Here is a 24521-nt window from a genome sequence, read left to right on the forward strand (position 1 = left end):
AGCACTACATGGCCGCCAAGGATGCCGACGACCAGAAGCCCGAGGAACAGGAGGCCGAGCTTTCGCTGGACATGAGCCAGGCCGCGGTCAAGAAGATGATCAGCGAGGCCCGTGAGAAGGGTTTCATAACCTACGACCAGCTCAACAAGGCGCTGCCGCCTGATCAGGTGTCCTCCGAACAGATCGAAGACGTGATGTCGATGCTTTCGGAAATGGGCATCAACATCATCGAGTCCGAAGAGGCCGAGGAAGAGGACGGCAAATCCACCGCGGTCGCCGAAATCGGCAAGAAAGGCGAGGTTGCTCTCGGGTCCGGCAAGGAGGAAAAGCTTGATCGTACCGACGATCCGGTGCGCATGTACCTGCGCGAGATGGGCAGCGTCGAACTCCTGAGCCGTGAGGGCGAGATCGCCATCGCCAAGCGGATCGAGGCAGGGCGGAACACGATGATCGCCGGGCTGTGCGAAAGCCCGCTGACCTTCCAGGCCATCACCATCTGGCGTGACGAACTTCTGGGCGAGGACATCCTGCTCAGGGACGTGATCGACCTCGAAACGACATTCGGCGATCAGATTGGTGACGAGGAGGTGGCAGCCACCGATCCGGTGGTGGAGGCGGCCAACGTCGCCGCGGCACCGGGCGCGGCCGACACCACCGGAGAGTCGCGGGATGCGAAGACCGCCAAGGACGATGACGGACCGGAGCTTGATGCCGACGGCAACCCGATCGCCAAGGAGGAGGACGACGAGGAGGAAGAACAGGCCAACATGAGCCTCGCGGCGATGGAAGCCGCGCTCAAGCCGAAGGTCCTGGAGACGCTGGACCGGATCGCCCAGGATTACGAAAAACTCAGCGAGATGCAGGACAGCCGCATCTCGGCGACACTGAACGAGGACGGGTCGTTTTCCTCCAAGCAGGAGGAGACGTATCAGCAACTGCGCTCGGAAATCGTCGAACTAGTCAACTCCCTTCACCTGCACAACAATCGTATCGAGGCGCTGATCGACCAGCTTTACGGGATCAACAAGCGGATCATGTCGATCGACAGCGCAATGGTGAAGCTGGCCGATCAGGCCCGGATCAACCGCAAGGACTTTGTCGAAGCCTATCGCGGCCGCGAGCTTGATCCCACATGGCTGGATGACATGGCGCAGAAGCCCGGGCGCGGCTGGCAGATGTTCATGGAACGCTCTCCCGAGAAGGTTGCGGAACTGCGCGCCGACATGGCCCAGGTGGGGCAGTATGTGGGGCTGGATATCCCCGAATTCCGCCGCATCGTCGCCCAGGTGCAGAAAGGCGAGAAGGAAGCGCGCCAGGCCAAGAAGGAGATGGTCGAGGCCAACCTGCGGCTGGTGATCTCCATCGCCAAGAAATACACCAATCGGGGCCTGCAATTCCTTGATCTCATTCAGGAGGGCAACATCGGCCTGATGAAGGCGGTGGACAAGTTCGAGTATCGCCGCGGCTACAAGTTCAGCACCTATGCCACCTGGTGGATCCGGCAGGCGATCACCCGCTCCATCGCGGATCAGGCGCGCACCATCCGTATCCCCGTTCACATGATCGAGACAATCAACAAGCTGGTGCGCACCGGCCGCCAGATGCTCCACGAGATCGGCCGCGAGCCGACGCCGGAAGAGCTGGCCGAGAAGCTGCAGATGCCGCTGGAAAAGGTCCGCAAGGTGATGAAGATCGCCAAGGAACCGATCAGCCTGGAAACGCCCATAGGCGATGAGGAGGACAGCCAGCTCGGCGATTTCATCGAGGACAAGAACGCCGTCCTGCCGCTGGACAGCGCCATCCAGGACAACCTCAAGGAAACCACCACGCGGGTCCTCAGCTCGCTCACCCCGCGCGAGGAGCGCGTGCTCAGGATGCGCTTCGGTATCGGCATGAACACCGACCACACGCTCGAGGAGGTGGGCCAGCAATTCTCGGTGACGCGCGAACGCATCCGGCAGATCGAGGCCAAGGCACTGCGAAAGCTGAAGCATCCGAGCCGGTCGCGGAAGCTGCGGAGTTTCCTGGATCAGTGATCTGGAGTGTTGCAAGTGGACTTATTGGAAGAGCAGACAGCATCGCTGGCATCCACGGCCCATACGATGGTGCTTGCACCCATCCACCTCCACGCTGATTCAAGAGAAGTCACATTATGCCCGCGGGGCTCCGGGAGTTTACCGGAGAGGAATAATTGCGGCCCCGTTGTCGAAGGAGCCGCCGCGGCGTAGTCTGGCGCCCGTGCGGACCACATTCACCATTTCCACGCGCGGCCCCGCGCTTTACGAGTTCACCGCGGAGGTGAGCGAATGGCTGCGCGCGGCGGGGGCAGGCGACGGGCTGCTGACGCTGTTCATCCGCCATACCTCCGCGAGCCTGCTGATCCAGGAAAACGCCGATCCGAGGGTGCAGCACGACCTGCAGACATTCTTTCATCGCCTCGTGCCGCCATCCTCGGACCCGGCGATGGGCTGGATCACCCACACCCAGGAAGGCCCCGACGACATGCCCGCCCATATCAAGGCCGCGATGATGCCGGTCAGCCTTCAGATCCCGGTGGTGGGCGGGTGCATGGACCTGGGCACTTGGCAGGGACTCTATGTGGTCGAGCACAGAAATGCGCCGCACACCCGGCAGGTGGCGGCGCATATCGGACCATGAGACGGCATTCCTGCTCGAAAGCGTCCCGTCATTCCATGTCGTGATCCGGTCGGATTTTGCCAAGGGGCGCTGGAAGACGGCATCAACCCGTATCTGGTGGCACGGATTTTGGGCTACCCAAAACCTTGCGGCTGGCCTATAGTGACTGTGGATAAATGGGCATCAGACCCATGAGCCGAGGCAGAGAAGAAGAGGGGAAGGCCGATGCGCTGCCCGTTTTGCGGAAATATCGAAACACAGGTGAAAGACTCGCGACCGGCAGAGGAGCATGTCTCGATCCGCAGGCGGCGGTTCTGTCCGGCCTGCGCGGGACGGTTCACCACTTATGAACGGGTGCAGTTGCGCGATCTGGTGGTCGTGAAAACCAACGGGCGGCGCGAGGATTTCGACCGTGACAAGCTGGAACGATCGATCCGCATCGCGCTGCAGAAGCGCCCGGTGGAACCAGAACGCGTCGAGCAGATGATCAGCGGCATCGTGCGCCGGCTGGAAAGCATGGGCGACACCGACATTCCCTCCAAGACCGTGGGCGAGATCGTGATGGAAAGCCTCGCACGGATCGACACGGTGGCCTATGTCCGTTTTGCCAGCGTTTACAAGAATTTCCAGGCGGCGGATGATTTCGACAGGTTCGTGAGCGAGCTGCGCCCGGAGCCAGAGGTGGCGGCGGCCGAAGACAAGCCGGACGCGTGAGCGCGGAAGATGCCCGTTTCATGGCACTGGCGCTGTCATTGGGACGGCGTGGCCAGGGCCAGTGCTGGCCCAACCCGGCGGTCGGATGTGTCCTCGTGAGGGAGGGCCGGATCGTGGGGCGCGGGCGCACCGCGGCGGGTGGCCGGCCCCATGCCGAAACGGTGGCCCTGGCGCAAGCGGGCGCGGCGGCGCATGGCGCAACGGCTTATGTAAGCCTCGAACCCTGCGCGCATCACGGACAGACCCCGCCATGTGCCGAAGCCCTGGTGGCCGCCGGGGTGGCCCGGGTCGTCGCCCCGTTCCGTGATAGCGACCGTCGGGTGGACGGGCGCGGCTTCGACATCCTGCGTGCCTCGGGTGTGGCAGTCCAGACCGGCGTGATGGAGGCGGAGGCGGCGCGTGATCTGGCCGGGTTCCGCCTCCGCGTGGCCGAGGGGCGCCCCCGGATCACGCTGAAGCTGGCAACATCCTTCGACGGGCGGATCGCCACCGCATCAGGGCAGAGCCAGTGGATCACCGGGCCACAGGCGCGGCGGACAGTACACGCCTTGCGGGCGCGGCATGATGCCGTGATGGTGGGGGCGGGTACGGCGCGTGCCGACGATCCGATGCTCACCGCCCGTGGCATGGGGGTGGAGCGCCAGCCGGTGCGTGTCGTGGTGTCGCGGCGGCTGGACCTTCCGCCGGACTCGAATCTCGCACGGAGCGCGCATGACGTGCCGCTGTGGCTATGTCACGGGCCGGAGATCGACACCGCGACCGCTGCCACTTGGGAGGCGGCGGGTGCAACGCTCTTGCCGTGTGAGGTGCGCGCCGGGCAACTGGACCCGGCCTCGGTCCTGAAAATGCTGGGCGCACGCGGTCTGACCAGCGTTCTGTGCGAGGGGGGCGGGGCCCTGGCCGCGTCTTTGCTGGCGCATGATGCCGTGGACGAGCTGGTGGGCTTCTCGGCCGGTCTGGCGATCGGTGCGGAGGGTTTGCCGGCGATCGGTGCGTTGGGGCTTGATGCGCTTGAGGCGGCGCCGCGGTTCGATCTTCAGGAGGCCCGACCGTTGGCCGGTGACGTGATGCATCGCTGGACAAGGGCCTGACTGCCCGGCGGATGCCGCGCCGGCAAGTGGCCGCCGGTGATGTCTTGAGCAGGCGGGTTGCGGGTCAGCGCCAGAGTGCGGCGTACGAGGCAAATGCGCCCTGGACCTTGGCCAGCAAGCGATTGGCCCGGCCCGGATGCGGGATCGGGCCGGTGGCAAGGCGTTCCGCGGCAAGTTCGGCCGGGCAGGGCAGGCCGGTCACCGGGTCGCGGTAGCGCGGATAGTCGATCAGGGCGGCGTGGACCAGCCCGGCGAGGGTGGGGCGCGCATTGCGCCGTGCCGGTACGCGGCCAAGATCGCGGGTCAGGCCCCAGCCGGCATAGAAGGGTGCGCCGGTGGTGGTCACGGGCACGCCGCGCAGCAGCGCCTCGAACCCCATCAGCGATGTCATGGTCCAGACTTCGTCCACCATGGTGAGGAGGGCCGCCGGGTCGGCATGGTTCACTACGGCGTCGGCGAGCCTTTCAAGAGCTTCGGGCGCAACCTTTCCGGTGCGCAGGCCGGCCTCGACATCCGGGTGCGGCTTGTAGAGGATCGTTGCCCCGGGGTTTTCCGCGCGGACCCGTTCCAGAAGCGCGTGGTTGGTCACGATGTCGCCCGCACCCAGGCGGATCGAGGCGTCATCCTCAACCTGGCCGGGCACGAGGATGCGGTGGCCGCCGGGCAGGTCGGGCGCCGCATGGCCCAGATTGTATTTCGACAGCCCGTCACGACGCAGCCTCGCGGTCAGCGCCTCGGCCCGGTCGCGCTGATCCGGGCGCAGGGTGCTGCGCGCGGCGATAAGGTGTTCCAGGCGGCTGGGTCGCGCGGGATCGTAGTAGATTCCCAGGTCGTCGCAGACCAGCGACAGGGGCGGCACCAGCTCGGCGCCAAGACCGCGCGAACGCAGGAAGCCGTCCTCGATCCGGACCGCGTCGTCGGGCGCGTCGGACGCCCGGCCCGCCCAGACCATCGCGCGGCGGCCTTTCGCCCGTCCGGCTGTGAAGGTGACGCGCCGATACCGCCCGAAGAAACGTTGCAAGGGCGCGCGTTTCCACAGACGCATGCCATGCGCGTTCCAGCCGCTGCGATCCTCGCGCCATTCGCGGGCATGGGCTTCGAGCGTGGCGATCGTCTCTTCAAGGGTGCAGAGCCGGTCGGTGTAAGGATCGTACCAATGCGGGTACAGGATCATCGATGCCGCGAAAAGCTGCGCAGCACTGAGCCTGCGGCCCCGGCGCGGCAGCGGTGACGGGTGACGGTCTTCGGTCAGGTTCCAGCCGGCATAGAAGGGTTGCCCGAAGACCTTCGGGCGGTGACCGGCGAAGATCGCCTCGAAGCCGAGTTGCGAGCTGACGGTGTAGACGCCGACCGCCCCGTCAAGCAGCGACCAGGGACTGACCGGATCGGAGAAGAGCCGGACGCGGCCGGTGGCATCGGCCGGGCCGAAATGGCCGCGGCGGTGGCCGGCCTGGGTCTCGGGATGCGTCTTGATCAGAACCGGCGCGCCGGGATGGTCCGTCTGGGCCTGAACCAGCATGTCCCGGAACGTGTCCGGCCCGGCGCCGCCGTGACGGATACTGGCATCGCCGCGGGTCTGGTCGATCACCAGGACATAGCCTGGCGCGGGGCAGGGCGTGGCGGGATCGAAGGCATTGTACTTGCTCAGATGCGCTTCGCGCAGGCGCGCGATCCCGGCGCGGGCGCGATTCATCAGCACGGTGTCGTCAAGCGGGTGTGTTGCCAGAAGGGTTTCGAGGTCGGATGGCGCGGCGGCGTCGAAATGCACTCCGGTGCGGTCGATCACGAGGCCAAGGGATGGCCCGCCCGCGCGGCCCGGCCGGATGGAGCGCAGGAAAGCGTCCTCGATCCTGAGAAGGGGCGCGCCCCGGCGTGCGGCGGCGGCCTCTCCCCTGGCGGCGTAGGGGCTGCGGCCCCAGACGGCCACCGGTGCGTCAGGCCCCGCGCGCCCGGGAACGAGGCGGTAGCCGGCCAGATCGAGTATGCGCCGAATGCGGCGCTGATACGCGAAACCGGCGTTGAAATACCGGGTGGTGACGGGCCGTGTGCCGTCCGGAGGCAAGCCCGTTTCGGTCTGCCGGGTCACGGCGAGTCAGTCCCCGGCGAGGCTGCTGACAGTATCGACCGTGCTGAGCGTTCCGGTAAGGGCGGATATGACCTTGTTCCACTGGGTGAACGGCGCCTCGGTGACATAGAGCGTATCAGCATCGCGTACCGAGAAGTCGCGCGCCATGAACATGCCGTTGGGCTGGGTCAGGTCGAGCACGTAGACCATGCGCTGTGCGCCGACCAGATCGTTGCGGCCCAGCACCTGATTGGCGATGGCCGCCGGTTCGTTGCGCATGATGAAGACGCCGGTGGGATCCGAGGCATTGGCCACAAGGCCGCCAACCTGCGCGATCGCCTCGACGGCGCTGAGGGTCTGGGTTTCGAAGGGGATGCGGGCCTGCGCGCCGGTGGCGCCAAGCGCTGTAAAGGCCCGGGTGTCCTGTTCCACGAGAACCCGGTCGCCGCCGCGCAGGGCGATGTCGAAATCGGAATTCTTGTAGAGATCCTGGAACCAGACCTTGCTGCGCTCCTCGCCCCGGATCACGGTGATCTGCGCCACCTCGGCGGGAATGGTGATGCCCCCCGCGGCGGCCAGCATTGCCGAAAGTGTCCGCGTTGGCCGCTCGATCGGATAAACCCCCTGAGCGCCGATGGAGCCGACCACGGACACGGTGGAACCGTCGCCGGCCACGCGGCGGACCTGGACCTGGGGATCGGGAGTCTGTTCATCGAGCTTCGAGGTGATGATCCGGCGGATTGCCTCGGGAGAATTGCCGGCGGCGCGGATGCGTCCGGCATAGGGCACGAAGATGAACCCGGCCCCGTCGACCTGCACCTCCTCGAGCACCGTCTGGTTGCCCATTTCCCCGGCCAGCAGCCCGTCATCGACATTTTCCCAGATCGTCAGGCCGAGTGTATCGCCGGGGCGGATCGTATCGGACCCCAGGCGGCCGGCGTTGCGGAACTCGTCGGTGAACCCCAGGGCGGGCTGCACGGCGGTGGCGCGGGTCACACGATCGTTCACTGAAACGACGAAGGCATCGCCCTGGCGCTGTACCGACCCCGCATAGATTTCACGCTTGTTGGGCCCCATGCGTGGAAGGATGTTGCCGCAGGATGAGATCATCGCAGCAATCAGCACAAGGGCGACGGAACGCGCCCAACGGGAGGAACGGGGTTTCACTGCTCGGTCTCCTCGACCTGTTTTATTCTGCCTCGGCTTTTGGCGGTAGGGTAATGGATTGGTGGGAAAAAATCCAGCGCCGAGATTGACCCGGTTCAGGTGACCACCTTCAACTGTTGCCGCGGCGCCGCGGTGCCACGGCGCAGGGCATCGTAGGGATCATCGGGGGAAAGCATCATGTCCACCGCCTGGCGCAGAAGTTGCCGGCGCCCCTTGGCGGAATAGAACCCGCCGGCGATCTGGCTGGTTTCCAGAAGATAACGCCGGTAATCGGCGTAGGCGCGCCGGTCGGGCCGTTCGGCCGCCGCGAAGAATTCCGCCAGCGGCCGGTTCGAGACGAATTCCGGCTTGGCATAGACCGCTGCGCCGAAGGTCCGGAGCGGAATGCCGCGCCACAACACCTGTTGTGCAGCGGTCGAATTCACGGTGACTGCGGTGCGTGCCTCGTCGAGAAGCCGTGCCAGCTTGCCGCCGCGCAGGTAATGCACGCGGTCGCTGACACCGTGTTCGCGTGCCAGACGCCGCAGGTCGCGGCGGATCGGTACACGCCCGTCTTCGAGTGGATGGGCCTTGACCACGAGGTGGTGATGCGGTGGCGCACCCCTTGCGAACCCGGAAATCACGGTTTCAAGGAAGTCCGACATCGTTTCGAAGGGCGAGTGCGTACGGAACGACGCGTCATGTTCCAGTTGCAGCAACGCAAGGTGATAGGGAAAGCCGCCGCGCGTAACGCGCAGCGTGGCGATGCGCCGCTCCACCGCCTGAAAGGGCATGAAAAGCAATCGCTGCAGGTAAAGACGGAATTCCTTTCCCACGCCAAGGGCCCGGTGTGGCCGGAAATTGCGGTAGCTGCGGTTCAGCAGCAGGACGACACCGTGATACGCCGCGCCCCAGAAGATATGCTGGCGCATGTCGCCCCAGCTTGCGGGGGGCAGGGCGCTGTCCATGTCCGAGCGCGCCAGATCGGAACGCATCTGTGCCACGTCCATGTCCATGAGCCGGGAATTTCCATTGCTGCCGCCGCGTTCATAGGTGACCCAATAGGGCCGCAGATACCCTTCCTCGAAGACGTGAATACCCAGCCCGGCGGCCCGCGCGGAGGTCACCGCCTCGGCATGGATGGGGCGCGTGTCGCCGTAGAGCACGATATCGGTGACGTTCTTTTCGCGGATCAGCCGCCGGCAGGTCTCGGGCCAGTCCCCCGGCGCGCCGCGAAACGGGATGTAACTGTGGCGGTCGGGCCACATCGCGCGGTCGCCGGCGTTGAATCCCACGCGCCATGTCTGCGCGCCGGCCCGGCGCAGCATTCGTGCCAGCCGGTGAAAGAACGGTCCGTGCGGCCCCTGCAGGAACAGGAACACGCGATCTTGTCCCGTCGGGTGATGCATGTCTTATATCATCCCTTGCCTGCGTGTCCTTCGATAGCCCAGGATTTGGGCGAAAGTAAGTCCGCACCGTGGAGCCGTCTTGCCGATGCCGGCCCGGGCGGCTACGTGAACGGCAAGGCAGAGAAGGGGAAAGCCATGTTCACCGGAATCGTCACCGACCAGGGCGTCCTGAAGGACGTGGAGCAGCGCGGCGATCTGCGCGCACGGATCGGCACCGGCTATGACACGTCGGGGATAGACATCGGCGCCTCGATCGCCTGTGATGGCGTTTGCCTGACGGTGATCGAGACCGGGCCGGACTGGTTCGACGTGGAAATTTCCGCTGAAACGGTGTCCAAGACCAATCTTTCGCTCTGGGCGCCGGGGCGGCGGGTCAATCTTGAGCGGTCCTTGCGCGTCGGCGACGAGCTCGGCGGGCATATCGTTTCGGGCCATGTGGATGGCGTGGCCGAACTGGTGAGCATGACCGACGAGGGCGACAGCACAAGACTGGCGCTGCGGGCGCCCGAGGATCTGGCACGGTTCATTGCCCCCAAGGGGTCGGTGGCGCTCAACGGAGTATCGCTGACGGTGAACGAGGTTGCGGGCCGTGATTTCGGGATCAACATCATCCCGCACACCAAACAGGTGACGACATGGGGGCAGGCGGTCGAGGGGGATCCCGTCAACCTGGAGATCGACACCCTTGCGCGGTATGTTGCGCGGCTGACCGAGGCGTCCTGATCGATTCGGCCGGCCAGGCGGTGGCGCGGGCAAGGCCCCGGGCCAGCCACCAGCAGCCGAGCGCCACCAGCAATCCGAAATAGCCGTCGATGGCATAATGCCAGCCAAGATGGACCGATCCGATCTGGATCACCAGCGCGAAACCCACGAAGGCCCAGCCGGCCAAGCGGTTGTAGCGAAACCCCTGGAACGCCATCAGCCATGCCGTGGCCACGTGCATGCTGGGCATGGCGGAAATGCCCTTGAGCGGACCATCTTGGAAATAGCCCTGCAGCAGCGTGTCCTGAAGTGCCAGCGCATGCAGCGGCTGGCTCAGGGCGAACTCATGCAGCCTGTCCATCAGTGGCGCGTAGTCGGCGCCATACCCGAAGGCCGCGTAATAGACAGGTCCGACCGAAGAAAAGATCGTCGCCAGCAGGTTGCCGCCAAGCGCCCAGACCAGGACGAAAGCCGCGAGAAAGGTCATTCGCCGGTCGGGGTTACGGGTATCGAACGCGGCAAGGAAGACGAAGTAATAGAGCAGGAAGAACCAGAGGCTGTAGGCATTGTCGAGAAGCGCGGTAAGCCCCGGCGTTCCGAAAACCGGCATGAAAAGGTGCCAGGCGTCCTGCCCGCCATGCAATGCGCGGTCCAGCCTCGCGAAGGCCGGATCCCAGGAAAAAGGCACCATCAGCGGGATTGTGTCCTTGACGAAGGCAAAACAGGCCGCGAACAGCGCGATGGCCGCGAAGGCGCTGATCCCCTGGACAAGCCGCCCGCCATCCGCAAGGGCGGCGCCGAGATCGTCGCGCAGCCAGTGCAGCGGACGGTCCGGGCGCACCCGCACTGCCATGTGCAGGACGCGCTGCACCAGCAGGAGCACCACAAAGAGCGGCACGAAACTTTGCAGGACGCGCAGCAGCGTCGGCACTGCCGGCGACTTCAGCGGCACGTCCAGTGTCAGCGCGATGACTGTTGCGGCGCCGAGATGCAGCAGCACCAGCGCAAAGAGCAGGCGATTGGGCCTCAGCGCGGTCATGAGCGCGGACTGGCGCGGCAGGGCCGCGGTTTGCACGGTCATGGGCGGAAGGGAGGTCATGGCCGGGTTCCTTTCGTGTTATCCGCTCAGTACTGGCGCCGGGCCATGGCCCGGGCTGCGTACCAGAACAGAACCGCAAGGATTGCCCCCAGATAGCCGTCGATCGCGTAGTGCCAGGCCAGTTGCACCGATCCGAGCTGGATCAGGATCGCGAAGGCGGTCAGCGTCCAGCCGACCGGACGGCTGTAGCTGAAGCCGTAGAGGGCCATCAGCACGGCACTGGCCACATGCATGCTGGGCATGGCCGATATGCCACGGATCGGGCCATCGTTGAGATAGCCGTCAAGCAGCATCTGATGCACCTCCAGCGACCAGACCGGGCTGACCTCGTGGAAGGCCCGCAATGTCTCCATGAGCGGCACGAAATCGGTGCCGAAGCCCATCGCCTCGTAATACACCGGACCGGCGGATGACAGCAGCGTCGCCAGAAGGTTGCCGCCGATCGCCCACGTGAGGGCGAAGGCGATCAGGAAAGTGTTGCGGCGTTCGGGGTTCTCGCGGTCGAAGGCGGTCACGAAGACGATGAAATAAAGCAGGTAGAACCAGAAATGGTAGGTCGCGTTGAGAAAGGTGGTGATCCAGGGTGTGCCCAGAAGCGGCATCAGCAACGCGTAGGGATCCATCCCGCCATGCAGGGCCCGGTCGAGCGCTGCAAAGGAGGGATCCCACGAGAACCGGTCGAACTGGGGAATCGTGTCTTTCAGGAAGGCGTAGCTGCCAGCCAGGACACCGATCGCCAGAAGGCCCAGCAGCCCCGAGATGATCCGATCCGCGTCCAGCGCCGTCGCGCGAATGTCATCAAGGAACCAGCGGATCGGGCGCGCCGGACGCACCTTCACCGTCATCACGGCAAAGCGCCACAGGATCAGGACCATCAGGAAGGAGGGGACAAGTTTCTTGAACACGACCAGCAATGTGGGGATGGTGCCAGACTGGAACGGGATGCCCAGCCACAGGCTGATGCCGAATGCGGCGACCAGGTGCAGCGCCACGAAACCCAGAAGAAGCGCGTTGCGGCGTGCCGCGCGTGCGCTGGCCCGGGCCACGCCCAGTACGGGGGACGGATCCGTGAGGACATCGGTCTGCATGCTCATCCAGCGGTCTCCGGAGGTTGGCTCGGGTTGGGGTTAACCTGCCCGGGCTTCTGGGCCGCGCTTCGGCAGCAATAAGTCGTTTTCTGGGCGCGGCGAGGTTGATTCCGCCCGCACCTGCCACTGCTGCGACGAAGGATTTTACGGGTGTGCGAACATATTCAATAAACGTGTTGCGTTGTGGCGATCATGCCGTATCCTCGCGGCCAAAGTCAGAAATGAGGTCGAACATGCCGCTCTACAAGCCAACCCGTCGTGAAATCCTGTCGCTGGCCGCGGCGATGCCGGCGCTGGCAATGCCCGCCGCCGCCCGCGCCGAGCTTGGCCCGCCAGAGGGGGGCAATCCGGGGCATTTCCGGTTCTCGGTTGGCGATACGCGTGTCACCGTGGTATCGGACGGATACTTCCGGCTGCCGGTCAGCGGGCTGGGCGTGAATGCCGATCCCGCCGAGGTGAAGGCTTTCCTGAAGCGGCATTTCCTGTCCACCGAGGAAGGATATTCGCATACCAACCACCTGGTCGTGGACACGGCAGATGCGCGGGTGCTTGTGGATGTCGGATCGGGCAACCGTTTCTTTGACACCGCAGGGCGGCTTCTGTTCAACCTCGAAGCGGCCGGGATCGACCCGTATTCGATTACCCATGTGGTGATCACCCATGCCCACCCCGATCACATCTGGGGCATCCGAGACGATTTCAACGAGGCGATCATCCCGGATGCGGATTACATCATCGGGGCGGCGGAACATGCATACTGGACCCAGGACGATCTTGTGCACCGCGTGCCCCAGGAAGAGCAGCAATTCGTTGTCGGCGCTGTCAATTCGATCGGTGTCGAAGGGGTGGAGTGGATCCTGGCCGAGGACGGGCACGAGGTGGCGCCGGGTGTCCGGCTGATGGCGACGCCGGGGCACACGCCGGGGCACATGAGTGTGCTGGTCGAAAGCGGCGATGATGCGCTGATCGCCCTGGGCGACAGCATGACCCACGCCTATACCAATTTCGCCCATCCCGAATGGTTTAACGGATTTGACGCGGACGGGGCTCAAACGGTGGAAACGCGCCGCCGATTGCTGGATATGGCGGCGGCGGACCGGATCGCGATCCTTGGATACCATTTCCCTTTTCCCGGCGTCGGCCATGTGCAGCGCCGCGGCGACCGGTACCGTTTCGTGCCGGCACTATGGCAGTTCGGCGGGGGTTAATCCCTGCTGTCCCCGGTGCCGGCCAGGGGAACCGCGGCACGGTAAAGGTGCCATGTCGCGTGGCCCAGAACCGGCAGCACGATGATCAGGCCGAGGAAGAAGGGGATCGTTCCGACCGCCATGGCCACCGCCACCAACAAGCCCCATGTCGCCACGGTGACAGGGTTGTTGCGGGCAACACGGAACGACGTGGACACCGCCACCGGCAGGCCGGCACGACGGTCGATGAGCATCGGAAAGGAAATCAGGCTGACAACCAGAACCATGCAGGCGAAGGCGAAACCGACAGCCATGCCGATCAGGATCATCATCCACCCGGCTGGCGTGGTCAGCACATCGTTGAGAAATCCGAGCGCCGATTCGGGCGGTTCGGGCCCCAGGGTGGCGGCATAGATGAGGTTGGCAAAGAACATCCACACCACGAAGATGCCCAGAAGGTAGATCCCGAGAACCATCACCGGGCCGACGACATGCGCCCTGAGCGAGGCGAGGGCGGCATCCCATCCCACCTTCTCGCCGGCTTCGCGACGGCGGCTCATCTCATAAAGGCCGATCGCTGCGAGCGGGCCCAGAAGCGCAAAGCCAGCGGCCAGCGGAAAGAGCATTGGCATCAACGCCCGGTCAAACGAGATCACGGCGAGGCAAATGCCGATGATCGGATAAATGCCGACGAGAAACATCACGTCGCTACGGAAGTTGGTGAAATCGTCGTAGCCTTTGCGCAGCGCCTCGCGGATGTCCTCACGGCTTATGGTGCGTATCTCGGGCGGGCCGGCATCATGACTGCCGATTGAACCTGCGGCCTCTCCCGCAGCCTGTCCGGTGCCAAGCAATGCGCCGGCGGCCCAACTGAGCGGATTTCCGATTGTCTTTACCATGACACCCTCCTGTTGCCGGTTGGCGGGTTCCGGCTCCGACGCAGGTCACCCTTTCGGTCGGGTGCGCCTTTCCCCTGCGCATCCCGCATATGCACACGTCACCTGTGGCAAGTGCGCTGCGCCCGGGGCCGGACCGGTTTTGAACGGAGTCTAACAGATCATCAGCGCCTGACTTCTCACATTTTCGGGATTACCCTTCCCGGGCAAGGGTCCGCGGGTGGGATCAGTCGTTGTCCGTCAGGCCTGCGCCGGCCCCGCCAAGGCGGCTTTCCTCGGTTTCCGGGGCGTATGTGCGGTGCGCGAATTCCTTCAGGATTCCTGCTGTTTGCGGGCTGATATCGCCCCGGAAAGCGCGTTTGACAGAGACCCCCGGAAACTCGGCGGCGATGGAGATTTCGACAGTATCCACGGCGGTAGCCGCTGCTGTGTCGTCCCGTGCGGATATCGTAGACACGCCGGCCTTCCGCGTGAGCAGGACGCCGGGCCAGGAAAGGCCCAATGCCGCGCCAGTCCTGTCGGCCGCCGTGGCGACATGTGGGTAAAGCAGGAGCGGATAAGCCGTACGGGCCAGCGTGATCCGGCGTCCGCCGGCCAGTTCGGCGGCGCGATCGCAAAGCGCGGCACCGGTGATCAAAGGGCAGAGGATGCCGTCCGGCGCGGCCCAGGCGACGCCGGACCCTTCCGGACACAGGCCGGGATAGTCCGCGCCGTCATTCTGTTGCAGCAACCCGGCCAGACAATCCGCGCCGGGAAGGTCCATCGCGCACAACCAGCGGGTGGATCGGCCGGCCTCTTCTGCCAGGCCCCAGCTGAGCCCGGACCCGCGCGCGGCTTTCCGGGCGAGGGATTCGATCTCGTTCAGCGACCAACTCATTCGGCAGCCTCGGGCAAGTGCGGATATGTCCAGTCGTCGGCATCGCCACTGGCCAGTTCATGCGGGAAGGGCGCGTTCTGATACATTTTGATCCGCACCCAGCGGTCAGACCGCGGATCGAAATGGCAAGCGCCGAAAAACGAGAGTTTGGCGCGCAGCAGGTCGATGGGCAGCATCGCCGCGTCGATGGTATTGTCGCGGATTTCGGCATAGGGAAAACGGGCGGCAATCTGCGCCCGGCGGGCGATATGCCGGTGCTGGGGATGACGTAGCAGGAACGCGGCGAGCGTGGCGCCCGGGAATTGTTTCAGATCCGCATGAAGACGCGCGGCGTCGCGTCCCGGGCACAGGGGCTGTTCATAGGGTTCGATGGGTTCCTCGAAACGTTCCCCGACCCGCGGTTCGAGCTTCGCCTCGGAGGTGTACCAGACACGTGCCTGGGCTTCGCGGCGGGTCCAGTCGATTTCGAGCGCCCAGCCGTAGATATCCTCGAGAATGGCGCGCAGCGCCGATACAGGCATGGCGCCATCAATGGGAAAGCTGGCCATTTCGTCGGCGTACATGCACATGCTCAGACCATCCACGAGATCGCCGTAGGGTTCCATGAGCAGCGACACGAGCTGTTCCTGTCCTTCGAGGGTAAGCGCGCCCTCGGCCCATATCCAGAGCCGGTTCCAGGGGGTGTCGCCGGCCAGGTCCGTGTTGTCCAGATACTCGCAGAGCCTGTCCATGTCCGCGCGGAGATCGCGGAGTTTCGCGATCTGGACCGGGTGCTCGGATTGCCAAGCCTGCGCATGACGGCGGGCACGGGCCGCAAAACGCCGGAAGGTTTCGGCCTCTGCCGCAGTGGCCCGCGGCAGAGATCTTACGCGGGCCAGCGCCTCTTCGCGGGCGGCGATCCAGTTATTGATCAGCACCGGGTGCGTGATCAGGAACGGCGCCATCCCGAGGCCGGTGGAATTGCCTATGCCGAAGCCGCGGCGCAGGGCCGGGTCCAGCGTGACGGCCGTATCGGGCGCGCGCAGACGCGCCATGTGCTCCACAAGGTCCAGGACAAAGGCGCGCGTCAGGTAGACCGACAGCATTTCCACCTGGAAGGGTCCGCGGCATTCCGGACGATCAGCGGTCTTCTCGCGGTCCGCGGCGCCGAACTTGCCCGACCCGTAAACCGCCGTGGTTCGCATCAAATAGCCCACCCGTGCGACCATTTCCGTGTCCGGTTGTTGCCCGGCGGCCAGCCTTTCCACGACATGATCCCAGAGCCGGACCGAGCGGTTGGCACGTGACAGTGACAGCTCCCTGTCGCTGACGCGCCCGGCCTCCTGCCTGGGCACGTTGCGTTCCAGACGGTCGAGATCCTCGTCGGTCGGAACGCCGTCAAAGAGCGTGAAGGTGGCGTCCCACTCGGTGGCGATAACCCTGTCAGAGCGTTTCTCGGGCGGCAAATCATTGGCGAAGGCAACCAGAGAATAGGAGCGGTCGGGTCCATGGGCGCTGTAGACGGCGCGGCCGACGCCACGCGCGTCGATGTCGAATACGGGTCTGTCAAAGTGCCACGCCTCGTCCTGGAGGCGCCGCAGGAGCACCCGCATGAAGGACAGTCGTGACTGGTGAAAGGATCCCATGCGGTCGAGTTTCATCACCGTGGCGGGATCACGCGGATGGATGGTTCGGTTCATCGCGACCTCCGGACGTCATCGGCCCTTGCCATGCATGGACATAGCCCTTTACGCGGGTCCGCCCATCCGCTCGCGGCCACGCCCTGAAGCGGGACGGAGCGGCAAGACGCCGGCAGGTGAGCCCGGCATCGGACACCGGCGTCGCCGCTGGCCCGAATTTCATCCGACACCCCCCGGAAGCGGTGGCGGAAAGAAAGACGGGTCAGGAACGGGCCTGTCATGGCGATCACCTTGTCATGCGGGCTGCGGCGTGAAGTTGGCATCGAAAAACCGCAGCCAGTGGTCGCCCATGAGGCCGGCCACCTCGGCTTCGGAAAACCCGACCGCGCGCAGGCCGGTTTCGATGTTGCCGAAATCGCGGTTGTCGCGGAACCATGCAGGTTGTGGCGGAAAGCCGGGATTGGCGGCCGAGCCTTCGCCGTAGTCGACCTGCTTGGACCATCGGCCGGTGCGCATCCATTCGACAATTGCGTCCGGTTGATCCTGGCAGAGATCGCTGCCGATGCCGAAATGTTCCACTCCGAAACGGTCGGCAGCGGTGGCGATCATCCGGCAGAACGACCCGAGCGCGCAGTCGGACTTATCCTTGAGGTGGTGCGGATACATGGAGAACCCCATCATGCCGCCATTGTCAATCACCGCGCGGACCACATCGTCGCGCTTGTTGCGCAGGGCCGGGGCCCAGTCATGCAGATTGGCGTGGGTGATGGCGATGGGGCGTTCTGAAATCTCGGCCGCCTCGATGGTGGAACGGTCCGCCGAATGGCTCATGTCCACCACCAGCCCGACGCGGTTCATCTCCTTGATGACCTGCCAGCCCATGCGGGTGATGCCGGGATCCTCGGCCTCGTAACAGCCGGTGGCCAGAAGCGACTGGTTGTTGTAGCTCAGCTGCATGAAGCGCGCGCCCAGTTTGTGGACGATCTCGACCAGGCCGATGTCGTCCTCGATCGGTGCAGGATTCTGGAAGCCGAAAAAGATCGCGGTACGGCCCTCTTCGCGGGCGCGGCGGACATCATCGCCGGTTTCGCCAAGACAGATCAGTTCGGGATATCGTTCGAACCAGCGGTTCCATTGTTCGATGTTCAGGACCGTTTCGCGGAAAGTCTCGTGATAGGAGATGGTCACATGCACTGCATCGACGCCGCCCTCGCGCATCTGGCGAAAGATCTTCTCGGACCAGTTGGCGTATTGCAGGGCGTCGATGCGGTAGGTCATGCCGGGGATCCGGCCGCGATATAGGCGGTCTTTACGGTGGTGTAGAATTCCCGTGCGTAAGTACCCTGTTCGCGCGGGCCGTAACTGCTCTGGCCGCGGCCGCCGAAGGGGACATGATAATCCGTGCCCGCCGTGGGCAGGTTCACCGTGACAACGCCGGTCCTGGCGTTGCGGCGGAAATGGGTGGCACGGGCGAGATCGCGGGTGACGATGCCCGAGGTGAGCCCGAATTCAGTGTCGTTGACGACGCTGAGGGCCTCGTCATAGCTGCCCACCTTGATCACCGCGGCCAGGGGGGCGAACATTTCCTCACGATTGATGCGCATGTCGTTACGCGTGTTCACGAAAATGCCCGGCGACATGTACCAGCCCTCGGTCTCCATGTTGAGCCGCGTGCCGCCGCAGGCAAGCTCGGCCCCCTCGGACCGTCCCAGATCGACGTAATCCAGGTTTTCCTTGAGTTGCCCTTCGCTGACCACCGGCCCCATCTGCGTGCCTTCGGCGAGCGCATGGCCCACCTTCATGGCCTGCGCGCCTGCAACAAGCCTGTCCACGAAGGCGTCATGGATGCCCTCATGCACCACAAGCCGCGAGGAGGCAGTGCATTTCTGGCCTGTGCCGCCAAAGGCGCCGCCCAGGGCAAGCGTCACCGCGAGGTCGAGGTCGGCGTCGTCCATCACGGCGAGCGCGTTCTTGGATCCCATCTCCATCTGGAGCTTGGTGAAATTCTGCACCGCCGCGGCCGCGATGCCGCGCCCCACAGGTACCGACCCGGTGAAGGAAATCGCGTCCACCTTCGGGCTTTCCACAAGTCTCTGGCCCACGTCGCGGCCCGCGCCCATCACAAGATTGAAAAGGCCCTTAGGGATGTCCTGTCGTGCGATGATCCCGGTCAGGGCATGGGCCGATGCCGGTGTCAGGTTGGCAGGTTTCCAGATCACCGCGTTGCTGAAGGCCAGTGCCGGCGCGATCTTCCAGCTTGCCGTGGCGGTCGGGAAGTTCCAGGGGCTGATCACGGCCACCACGCCGGCGGGTTCGCGGCGGATGTCGACCTCGATGTCGGGGCGCACGCTGTCGGCGTTTTCGCCCAGCTGGCGCAGGCATTCATTGGCGTAGTAGGTGAAGAACTGGCCGGCGCGATAGATCTCGCCGCGGCCTTCGGCGAAGGGCTTTCCCTCCTCGCGGCACAGCAGCGTGCCCAGTTCGTCGGCGCGGGCCATCATCTCGTTTCCGATATTCATCAGGACGGCCTGCTTGCGCTCGATCCCGTATGCAGCCCATTCGGCCTGTGCCGTGCGCGCCGCGGCGAGCGCCTGATCGAGTTGATCGCCACTGGCCTGCGCGAACATGCCCACAAGGTCCGAAAGGTCGGACGGATTGCGGTTCTCGATCTCGTGGGGACCCGAAAGCCATTCGCCCGCGATGTAATTCAGCCTGGTTTCGGTCATGCCCGGTTCCTGTCCTCTCACTGTGGAATGTTCCATGTTGATGCGGTCAAAAGGAGACACAGGCCAGTGATTCAGGCAAACGAAATCAACTTGAATTTGGTTCAGCCATCCTGAATACCGGGTCTGATATCGGCTTTGGCCGCCCGGATGGCGCCGACCATGGCCCGCGCAGCCGGCGTCAGTTGACGGACCTGCGGTGTGACCATCCAGACTTCGCGCTGCGCACTGCTGTCGGCCAACGGCAGGAATGCGAGGTCGTCGAAACCCGGCAGCACGGCAAGCCTTGGCAACAGGGTGATCCCGACGCCGGCCCGCACAAGGCCCAGCATGGAGGCGGTGTTGGGCACCACAAGCCGCGCTGCACGCAGGATCGGTGCGAAATTCTCGTCCCGGATGTGGCGGCACAGCCCGTTGGCGATGAAGTCCAGCCCAGCCAGATCCGTCCATGTGAGGCGCGACCAGTCCCGCGCGAGCGGATGATCGGCCCGGCAGACAACGCCGAAAGGATCGGTGAACAGAAGCTCGCGCTCAAAACCCGGCAGGGAACCGATGCTGGCCAGTCCGATATCGGCGCGTTCGGCGGCAAGTTCACGCTGCACGGTTTCGCTTTCCGCATCGCGCATCTCGACCCGGACTCCGGGGTGACTTGCGCGGTAGGCTTGCAGAACCGGCGGCATGATCGCCTGTGCCACCGAGGGTGTGACCGCCAGGCGGACATGGCCCATTTCCGCCCGTGACAACCCTTCGATCGCCTGTATCGTGCGATCGAAATGCATCAGTTCGCGGCGGGCTTCGGCGTGAATCAACTCTCCCAGCGGGGTCAGGCGCGATTTCCGTGCGCTTTCGAAGAGCGGTGCACCAATGTGTTCCTCGAACTGCTTGAGCATCATCGAAACCGCCGAGGACGTGCGCCCGAGCGTCTCCGCGGCTTCGGCCAGGCTGCCGTGGTCGGCTACGGCCCGGAAACAACGAAGCATTTCGATCTTGATCACCAATTCAAGCAGACCTCCATTCAGGACCGGAAATTCAACGATAGCTTATTTTTCATGATTAACCACCGCTTTGAAGGCCCCGGACTGCCGAAGATCAAACATCTCATTCAATGGCTTGCCCGTGCGGTTCGATTCTGGAATAAACATCGGGCAACAGGAGTGTGCCGATGACTGCCCGGATATTCAAACCAGCCCGCAACGCCATGACCTCCGGTACAGCCAACACCAAGCACTGGGTACTGCAATACGTGCCCGATACGGCCCGCGAAGTCGATCCGCTGATGGGGTGGACCTCGAGCGCGGACACCCAGGCACAGGTGCGGTTGCGTTTCCCGAGCAAAGAAGCGGCGGTGCAATATGCCCGCGAACATGGCATCGACGCGGTGGTCCAGGAACCCAAGCGCCGTGGCACCAATATCAGGCCGGGCGGATACGGTGAGAATTTCGCCACCAACCGCCGCGCAACCTGGACACATTGAAGTTCAAGGCGCCGCCGGCCATAATTGATACCGATCAAGGCGCGATCCTGCCTCTGCGTTAGTCTGATTCGATTAGCGCAGAGAGGGACATATGAACAAGACCAGCACCACAGCAGGAAAACCTGAGCCCGATACCGCAGCCGCAGCGGCCGCACCCGCGGACGGCCCGGCGAAAACAGCCCCGGAAAAGACCGGGACCGCCCCTGCGGCGAAGTCGGCAACACATCCTGCGGAAGCGGATATGCCGCCGAAACCCGAAACGCTGGAATCCCTCCGGGCGGCATTCGAAAACGGCGAATATCCCTACAAGGAAAAGCTCAAACGCAAACCCTACGACGCGCAGAAGGCGCTGTTGCAGGCGGAGTTGCTGAAGGTTCAGCACTGGGCCGAGGAAACAGGACAGAAATTCGTCCTGTTGTTCGAGGGCCGGGACGCCGCCGGCAAGGGTGGCACGATCAAGCGGTTCACCGAGCACCTTAACCCGCGGCAGGCCCGTGTCGTGGCCCTCAACAAGCCCACTTGGGAAGAAAAGGGCCAGTGGTTCTTTCAACGCTATATCGCGCATTTGCCGACGGTGGGCGAAATGGTGTTCTATGACCGGTCGTGGTACAATCGCGCCGGCGTGGAACGGGTCATGGGGTTTTGCGAGCCGCATGAGTATCTTGAATTCATGCGCCAGACACCGGAACTGGAACGGATGTTCGCGCGCTCGGGTATCCGGCTCTACAAGTACTGGTTTTCGGTGACGCGGGACGAGCAGAAACGCCGGTTCGACAGCCGCGCGACCGATCCCCTGAAACAGTGGAAGCTGAGCCCCATCGACAAGCTCAGCCTCGACAAGTGGAAGGATTATACCGAGGCCAAGGAGGCGATGTTCTTCTATACCGATACGGCCGATGCGCCGTGGACGGTGATCAAGTCAAACGACAAGAAGCGCGCGCGCCTCAACTGCATGCTCCATTTCCTCAATTCTCTGGATTACCCCGGCAAGGATCCGCAGATCGCGCATGCACCCGATCCATTGATCGTCAGCACCGCGCAGCACGTCCTGCACGGCACCGATCACATTCTCGGCAAGGCCCTGCATCCGGACGACCGAAAGGCGCAGTGAGGGCGGAGCCCACCGCCGGGTTTCCCGTTATGTCCCGCGCAGTCCGGATGCGCGGGGTGGACGTGCGTGCGAATCCGCCTAGGATCGGCATCATTGATCGCACCTGTCTGGGAGCCGCCGAATGAAAATCAGGTATCTGCACACGATGGTCCGGGTGAAGGACCTGGAAAAATCCATCGCTTTCTATGAATTGCTGGGACTGCGGGAAACACGCCGCTGGGACAACGAGGGCGGCCGTTTCACCCTTGTCTTCATGGCGCCGGAGGGACAGGAGGAATGCCCGGTTGAGTTGACCTGGAACTGGGACGGCGACGAGGGCCTGCCCAGCGACAGCCGCCATTTCGGGCATCTGGCCTACGAGGTCGAGGACATCTACGCGCTGTGCCAGCATCTCATGGATAACGGTGTGACGATCAACCGGCCGCCGCGCGACGGGCGCATGGCGTTTGTGCGCAGCCCCGATAACATCTCGGTCGAATTGTTGCAGGAAGGCCAGGCGAAAGAGCCGGCGGAGCCCTGGAAAAGCATGGAGAACACGGGCCATTGGTAAGGCTTCTGGCCGCCGCGCTGGCCGTTTGCGTCTGGTGCGGAGGGGCGCAGGCGATGTGTCGGCTGGCTCTGGTGCTCGCACTGGACGTGTCCTCTTCCGTGGACCCGAGGGAATATGACCTGCAGAGGCTGGGGCTGGCCGCGGCACTTGATTCGGAGGATGTTCGCCACGCGATACTCAATGGCGGTTCGGGGCATGTGGCCCTCGCGGTCTTTGAATGGAGCGGGTATCACCAGCAGAAGCTGCATCTGGACTGGACCCTCTTGCGAAAGGCGCGGGATATCGACCTGGCGATCGGCAGTCTCGGCTCAATGACCCGAAGCCACGACGATTTTCCGACATCGGTGGGGCAGGCGCTGGGATACGGCGCAGAACTGTTGCGTCGGGGGCCGCGATGTGCGCGCCGGGTGATCGACGTGTCGGGCGACGGTGTGAACAATTACGGCTACGGTCCGCGTCCGGCCTACCGCGCATTTCCTTTTGACGGTGTAACCGTGAACGGGCTGGTGATTCTCGGTGACAACGAAAAGGTGTTGCCTTTCTATCGTGATCAGGTCCTGCACGGCCCGGGGGCGTTCATGATCGTGGCGGCAGGGTTCGAGGATTACCGCGAGGCGATGACCCGCAAACTGTATCGCGAGATCAATGACATCAGGCTCGGGTCCGGCGACGGCAACCGAACCGGGCCCCACGGATGAAGGGGGTGATGCTTGCGGCGGTGCTCGCCGCTCTTGCATCGCCGGCCCGGGCCGAATGCCGGCAAGCCCTGGCGCTTGGACTGGATGTGTCCGGGTCGGTGGATGCGCGCGAATACCGCCTGCAGCTCGACGGTCTGGCCGCCGCTCTGGACAACGCCGAGGTTCGGGCGGCGTTCATGGCCATGCCGCAGGCGCCGGTTGCCCTCGCGGTTTTCGAATGGGCAGGTCCGGCGCAACAGAGACTGATCGTGGACTGGACAGATGTGACCGACCCTGAACAGCTCGCGCGGATCGCGGGACGATTGCGCGGCACGACGGCCATCTACGATGATCCGTCCACGGCGATCGGGGCAGCGATGCGATTCGGTACGGCGCTTCTGGACGGGCGGCTTGACTGCTGGCAGCGCACGCTGGACATCTCGGGGGACGGCCCGTCCAATTCCGGACCTTCGCCCGATGCGGTCCTGCGGCCCGGTCCCGCGGACCTGACGATCAACGGTCTTGTCGTGGTGCCCCTGTCGCGCGCCAATATCGACAAGGATCTGACGCGTGTGAAGACCCTGCGCCACTACTACGAGACACAGGTCATTCGCGGCGCTGGCGCTTTCGTCGAGCCGGCTGCAGACTTCGAGGATTTCGAGCGCGCCATGACGCGCAAGCTGATACGGGAGCTGTCAGGGATGATCCTTTCGTGGCGCGTGCCACTTCCCGGTCGTGATCAGTAGATATAGCGGATCTGATCGGCCCAGTAGCGTTCGACGCGTCGCAGGGCGGCGGTTATGCTGTCGATCCCGTCCGCCCCAAGAACACCCCTGCCTTGAAGCCCATCGGCGTGACGTTCAAAGAGGCGGGCCACCACGTCCCGGACATCACGACCCTTCTGCGTCAGCCTGACCCGGACGGACCGGCGGTCGATCTCGCAACGCTGATGGTGCATGTAGCCCATTTCGACCAGTTTCTTGAGATTGTAGCTGACATTGCTGCCCTGGTAGTACCCGCGCGTCTTGAGTTCGCCGGCCGTTACCTCGTTGTCGCCGATATTGAACAGAAGCAGCGCCTGGACCGCGTTGATTTCCAGTACGCCGATGCGTTCGAATTCGTCCTTGATCACGTCCAGCAACAGGCGATGCAGCCGCTCGACAAGCGAGAGCGCGTCCAGGTAGCCATCCATGAAGTCGGACCCGGGGCCGGGTGGGACAGGGGGATTGTGAAGGGCCATTTCCGTCTCCGTGCGATACTGCTCGGAGAGGGACATTGACCGAGAAACGCCAATAATCGGTTAAGCCGCGCGGTCTTGATACGAAGCCCGCCTAGGCGGCGTCTGCATTTAGGGGATTCCCAAATCGGTTCTCGTTTGATTCAAGATCAAAAACGGGAGGCGATCTTGAGCAGACGGACTTTGACAGACAGGCAGTGGGCGATCATCGAACCTTTG

The 24521-nt window shown here is 64.1% G+C and carries 23 protein-coding genes; 11 read left to right on the forward strand and 12 right to left on the reverse strand.

Annotated features, from left to right (window positions below; all coding sequences use genetic code 11):
• The first annotated feature begins 8 nt into the window (after positions 1-8).
• From rpoD to ribD, 4 genes are all read left to right on the forward strand, one after another.
• Positions 9-2036: an RNA polymerase sigma factor RpoD gene (gene rpoD / locus DQW77_RS10595; protein WP_113258218.1), complete on the forward strand. Its 2028-nt coding sequence runs from the start codon at positions 9-11 to the stop codon at positions 2034-2036.
• A gap of 202 nt (positions 2037-2238) precedes the next feature.
• Positions 2239-2658, forward strand: coding sequence for a secondary thiamine-phosphate synthase enzyme YjbQ (locus DQW77_RS10600; RefSeq protein ID WP_113258196.1), 420 nt, complete (start codon positions 2239-2241; stop codon positions 2656-2658).
• A gap of 204 nt (positions 2659-2862) precedes the next feature.
• Entirely contained in the window at positions 2863-3351 is a 489-nt protein-coding gene (gene nrdR, locus DQW77_RS10605; RefSeq protein WP_113258197.1) for a transcriptional regulator NrdR, read from the forward strand.
• Positions 3348-4442: a bifunctional diaminohydroxyphosphoribosylaminopyrimidine deaminase/5-amino-6-(5-phosphoribosylamino)uracil reductase RibD gene (gene ribD / locus DQW77_RS10610; protein WP_258523820.1), complete on the forward strand. Its 1095-nt coding sequence runs from the start codon at positions 3348-3350 to the stop codon at positions 4440-4442. Before nrdR ends, ribD begins: the two co-directional genes overlap by 4 nt.
• A 64-nt stretch (positions 4443-4506) precedes the next feature.
• Here the strand turns inward: ribD and DQW77_RS10615 are convergent, their stop codons facing one another.
• The 3 genes from DQW77_RS10615 to DQW77_RS10625 form a co-directional block, all read right to left on the reverse strand.
• Entirely contained in the window at positions 4507-6528 is a 2022-nt protein-coding gene (locus DQW77_RS10615) for a capsular polysaccharide biosynthesis protein (RefSeq protein ID WP_258523821.1), read from the reverse strand.
• A 6-nt stretch (positions 6529-6534) separates the two neighbouring features.
• Positions 6535-7617, reverse strand: coding sequence for a polysaccharide biosynthesis/export family protein (locus tag DQW77_RS10620; RefSeq protein ID WP_113258199.1), 1083 nt, complete (start codon positions 7615-7617; stop codon positions 6535-6537).
• A gap of 152 nt (positions 7618-7769) precedes the next feature.
• The gene (locus DQW77_RS10625; RefSeq protein ID WP_113258200.1) at positions 7770-9062 is read right to left on the reverse strand and encodes a capsule biosynthesis protein; all 1293 of its coding nucleotides are present in this window, start codon (positions 9060-9062) and stop codon (positions 7770-7772) included.
• Positions 9063-9197: 135 nt separating this feature from the next.
• Here DQW77_RS10625 and DQW77_RS10630 point away from each other — a divergent pair, with 135 nt between their 5' ends.
• A complete protein-coding gene (locus tag DQW77_RS10630; protein WP_113258220.1) occupies positions 9198-9785 on the forward strand; it encodes a riboflavin synthase in 588 nt (195 codons plus the stop codon).
• Here the strand turns inward: DQW77_RS10630 and DQW77_RS10635 are convergent.
• Together DQW77_RS10635 and DQW77_RS10640 are read right to left on the reverse strand one after the other, a co-directional pair.
• Positions 9727-10863: a phosphatase PAP2 family protein gene (locus DQW77_RS10635; RefSeq protein ID WP_147094960.1), complete on the reverse strand. Its 1137-nt coding sequence runs from the start codon at positions 10861-10863 to the stop codon at positions 9727-9729. The genes DQW77_RS10630 and DQW77_RS10635 overlap by 59 nt on opposite strands.
• Before the next feature lie 26 nt (positions 10864-10889).
• On the reverse strand, positions 10890-11957 hold the full coding sequence (locus tag DQW77_RS10640) for a phosphatase PAP2 family protein (RefSeq protein WP_258523823.1): 1068 nt from the start codon (positions 11955-11957) through the stop codon (positions 10890-10892).
• A 227-nt stretch (positions 11958-12184) separates the two neighbouring features.
• On the opposite strand from DQW77_RS10640, the gene DQW77_RS10645 reads away from it, so the two are divergent.
• Positions 12185-13159: an MBL fold metallo-hydrolase gene (locus tag DQW77_RS10645; RefSeq protein WP_113258222.1), complete on the forward strand. Its 975-nt coding sequence runs from the start codon at positions 12185-12187 to the stop codon at positions 13157-13159.
• Here the strand turns inward: DQW77_RS10645 and DQW77_RS10650 are convergent.
• From DQW77_RS10650 to DQW77_RS10675, 6 genes are all read right to left on the reverse strand, one after another.
• Complete coding sequence (locus tag DQW77_RS10650) at positions 13156-14037, reverse strand: DUF2189 domain-containing protein (protein ID WP_113258202.1); 882 nt, start codon at positions 14035-14037, stop codon at positions 13156-13158. The genes DQW77_RS10645 and DQW77_RS10650 overlap by 4 nt on opposite strands.
• A gap of 223 nt (positions 14038-14260) precedes the next feature.
• The gene (locus DQW77_RS10655) at positions 14261-14911 is read right to left on the reverse strand and encodes a DUF3726 domain-containing protein (RefSeq protein ID WP_113258203.1); all 651 of its coding nucleotides are present in this window, start codon (positions 14909-14911) and stop codon (positions 14261-14263) included.
• On the reverse strand, positions 14908-16590 hold the full coding sequence (locus DQW77_RS10660) for a hypothetical protein (protein ID WP_113258204.1): 1683 nt from the start codon (positions 16588-16590) through the stop codon (positions 14908-14910). The genes DQW77_RS10655 and DQW77_RS10660 overlap by 4 nt, the downstream gene beginning before the upstream one ends.
• 234 nt (positions 16591-16824) lie before the next feature.
• Positions 16825-17808 carry a membrane dipeptidase gene (locus tag DQW77_RS10665; RefSeq protein ID WP_113258205.1) on the reverse strand — a complete coding sequence of 328 codons (984 nt, stop codon included), beginning with the start codon at positions 17806-17808 and terminating at the stop codon, positions 16825-16827.
• Positions 17805-19256 (reverse strand): aldehyde dehydrogenase family protein, encoded by a 1452-nt coding sequence (locus DQW77_RS10670; protein ID WP_113258206.1) that lies wholly within the window; start codon positions 19254-19256, stop codon positions 17805-17807. The genes DQW77_RS10665 and DQW77_RS10670 overlap by 4 nt, the downstream gene beginning before the upstream one ends.
• A 101-nt stretch (positions 19257-19357) precedes the next feature.
• On the reverse strand, positions 19358-20248 hold the full coding sequence (locus tag DQW77_RS10675; RefSeq protein WP_258523824.1) for a LysR family transcriptional regulator: 891 nt from the start codon (positions 20246-20248) through the stop codon (positions 19358-19360).
• A gap of 167 nt (positions 20249-20415) precedes the next feature.
• On the opposite strand from DQW77_RS10675, the gene DQW77_RS10680 reads away from it, so the two are divergent.
• The 5 genes from DQW77_RS10680 to DQW77_RS10700 all read left to right on the forward strand — a co-directional run bounded on the left by DQW77_RS10680 (position 20416) and on the right by DQW77_RS10700 (position 23811).
• Positions 20416-20727 carry an ETC complex I subunit gene (locus tag DQW77_RS10680; protein ID WP_113258208.1) on the forward strand — a complete coding sequence of 104 codons (312 nt, stop codon included), beginning with the start codon at positions 20416-20418 and terminating at the stop codon, positions 20725-20727.
• Between the two features lie 241 nt (positions 20728-20968).
• Positions 20969-21838 carry a polyphosphate kinase 2 gene (gene ppk2, locus DQW77_RS10685; RefSeq protein WP_113258223.1) on the forward strand — a complete coding sequence of 290 codons (870 nt, stop codon included), beginning with the start codon at positions 20969-20971 and terminating at the stop codon, positions 21836-21838.
• 121 nt (positions 21839-21959) lie between these two features.
• Positions 21960-22388, forward strand: coding sequence for a VOC family protein (locus DQW77_RS10690; RefSeq protein ID WP_113258209.1), 429 nt, complete (start codon positions 21960-21962; stop codon positions 22386-22388).
• Positions 22382-23086, forward strand: coding sequence for a DUF1194 domain-containing protein (locus DQW77_RS10695; protein ID WP_258523825.1), 705 nt, complete (start codon positions 22382-22384; stop codon positions 23084-23086). The genes DQW77_RS10690 and DQW77_RS10695 overlap by 7 nt, the downstream gene beginning before the upstream one ends.
• 8 nt (positions 23087-23094) lie before the next feature.
• Positions 23095-23811: a DUF1194 domain-containing protein gene (locus DQW77_RS10700; RefSeq protein WP_258523826.1), complete on the forward strand. Its 717-nt coding sequence runs from the start codon at positions 23095-23097 to the stop codon at positions 23809-23811.
• Here DQW77_RS10700 and DQW77_RS10705 read toward each other — a convergent pair.
• On the reverse strand, positions 23805-24305 hold the full coding sequence (locus DQW77_RS10705) for a MarR family winged helix-turn-helix transcriptional regulator (protein ID WP_113258224.1): 501 nt from the start codon (positions 24303-24305) through the stop codon (positions 23805-23807). The two genes, DQW77_RS10700 and DQW77_RS10705, sit on opposite strands and share 7 nt — an antisense overlap.
• Positions 24306-24521: the final 216 nt, after the last annotated feature.

It is taken from the genome of Roseovarius sp. TE539 (genome assembly GCF_003298505.1).
Lineage (GTDB): Bacteria > Pseudomonadota > Alphaproteobacteria > Rhodobacterales > Rhodobacteraceae > Roseovarius.

What these genes read in the sequence shown, in the direction of transcription:
- DQW77_RS10645 (WP_113258222.1), top strand. Translation starts at nt 12,185, where the DNA reads ATGCCGCTCTACAAGCCAACCCGTCGTGAAATCCTGTCGCTGGCCGCG.
- DQW77_RS10690 (WP_113258209.1), top strand. Translation starts at nt 21,960, where the DNA reads ATGAAAATCAGGTATCTGCACACGATGGTCCGGGTGAAGGACCTGGAA.
- nrdR (WP_113258197.1), top strand. Translation starts at nt 2,863, where the DNA reads ATGCGCTGCCCGTTTTGCGGAAATATCGAAACACAGGTGAAAGACTCG.
- DQW77_RS10665 (WP_113258205.1), bottom strand. Translation starts at nt 17,808, where the DNA reads ATGACCTACCGCATCGACGCCCTGCAATACGCCAACTGGTCCGAGAAG.
- DQW77_RS10655 (WP_113258203.1), bottom strand. Translation starts at nt 14,911, where the DNA reads ATGAGTTGGTCGCTGAACGAGATCGAATCCCTCGCCCGGAAAGCCGCG.
- DQW77_RS10650 (WP_113258202.1), bottom strand. Translation starts at nt 14,037, where the DNA reads ATGGTAAAGACAATCGGAAATCCGCTCAGTTGGGCCGCCGGCGCATTG.
- DQW77_RS10700 (WP_258523826.1), top strand. Translation starts at nt 23,095, where the DNA reads ATGCTTGCGGCGGTGCTCGCCGCTCTTGCATCGCCGGCCCGGGCCGAA.
- DQW77_RS10670 (WP_113258206.1), bottom strand. Translation starts at nt 19,256, where the DNA reads ATGACCGAAACCAGGCTGAATTACATCGCGGGCGAATGGCTTTCGGGT.
- DQW77_RS10630 (WP_113258220.1), top strand. Translation starts at nt 9,198, where the DNA reads ATGTTCACCGGAATCGTCACCGACCAGGGCGTCCTGAAGGACGTGGAG.
- rpoD (WP_113258218.1), top strand. Translation starts at nt 9, where the DNA reads ATGGCCGCCAAGGATGCCGACGACCAGAAGCCCGAGGAACAGGAGGCC.
- DQW77_RS10625 (WP_113258200.1), bottom strand. Translation starts at nt 9,062, where the DNA reads ATGCATCACCCGACGGGACAAGATCGCGTGTTCCTGTTCCTGCAGGGG.
- DQW77_RS10640 (WP_258523823.1), bottom strand. Translation starts at nt 11,957, where the DNA reads ATGAGCATGCAGACCGATGTCCTCACGGATCCGTCCCCCGTACTGGGC.
- DQW77_RS10635 (WP_147094960.1), bottom strand. Translation starts at nt 10,863, where the DNA reads ATGACCTCCCTTCCGCCCATGACCGTGCAAACCGCGGCCCTGCCGCGC.
- DQW77_RS10660 (WP_113258204.1), bottom strand. Translation starts at nt 16,590, where the DNA reads ATGAACCGAACCATCCATCCGCGTGATCCCGCCACGGTGATGAAACTC.
- ppk2 (WP_113258223.1), top strand. Translation starts at nt 20,969, where the DNA reads ATGCCGCCGAAACCCGAAACGCTGGAATCCCTCCGGGCGGCATTCGAA.
- DQW77_RS10705 (WP_113258224.1), bottom strand. Translation starts at nt 24,305, where the DNA reads ATGGCCCTTCACAATCCCCCTGTCCCACCCGGCCCCGGGTCCGACTTC.
- DQW77_RS10680 (WP_113258208.1), top strand. Translation starts at nt 20,416, where the DNA reads ATGACTGCCCGGATATTCAAACCAGCCCGCAACGCCATGACCTCCGGT.
- DQW77_RS10620 (WP_113258199.1), bottom strand. Translation starts at nt 7,617, where the DNA reads ATGATCTCATCCTGCGGCAACATCCTTCCACGCATGGGGCCCAACAAG.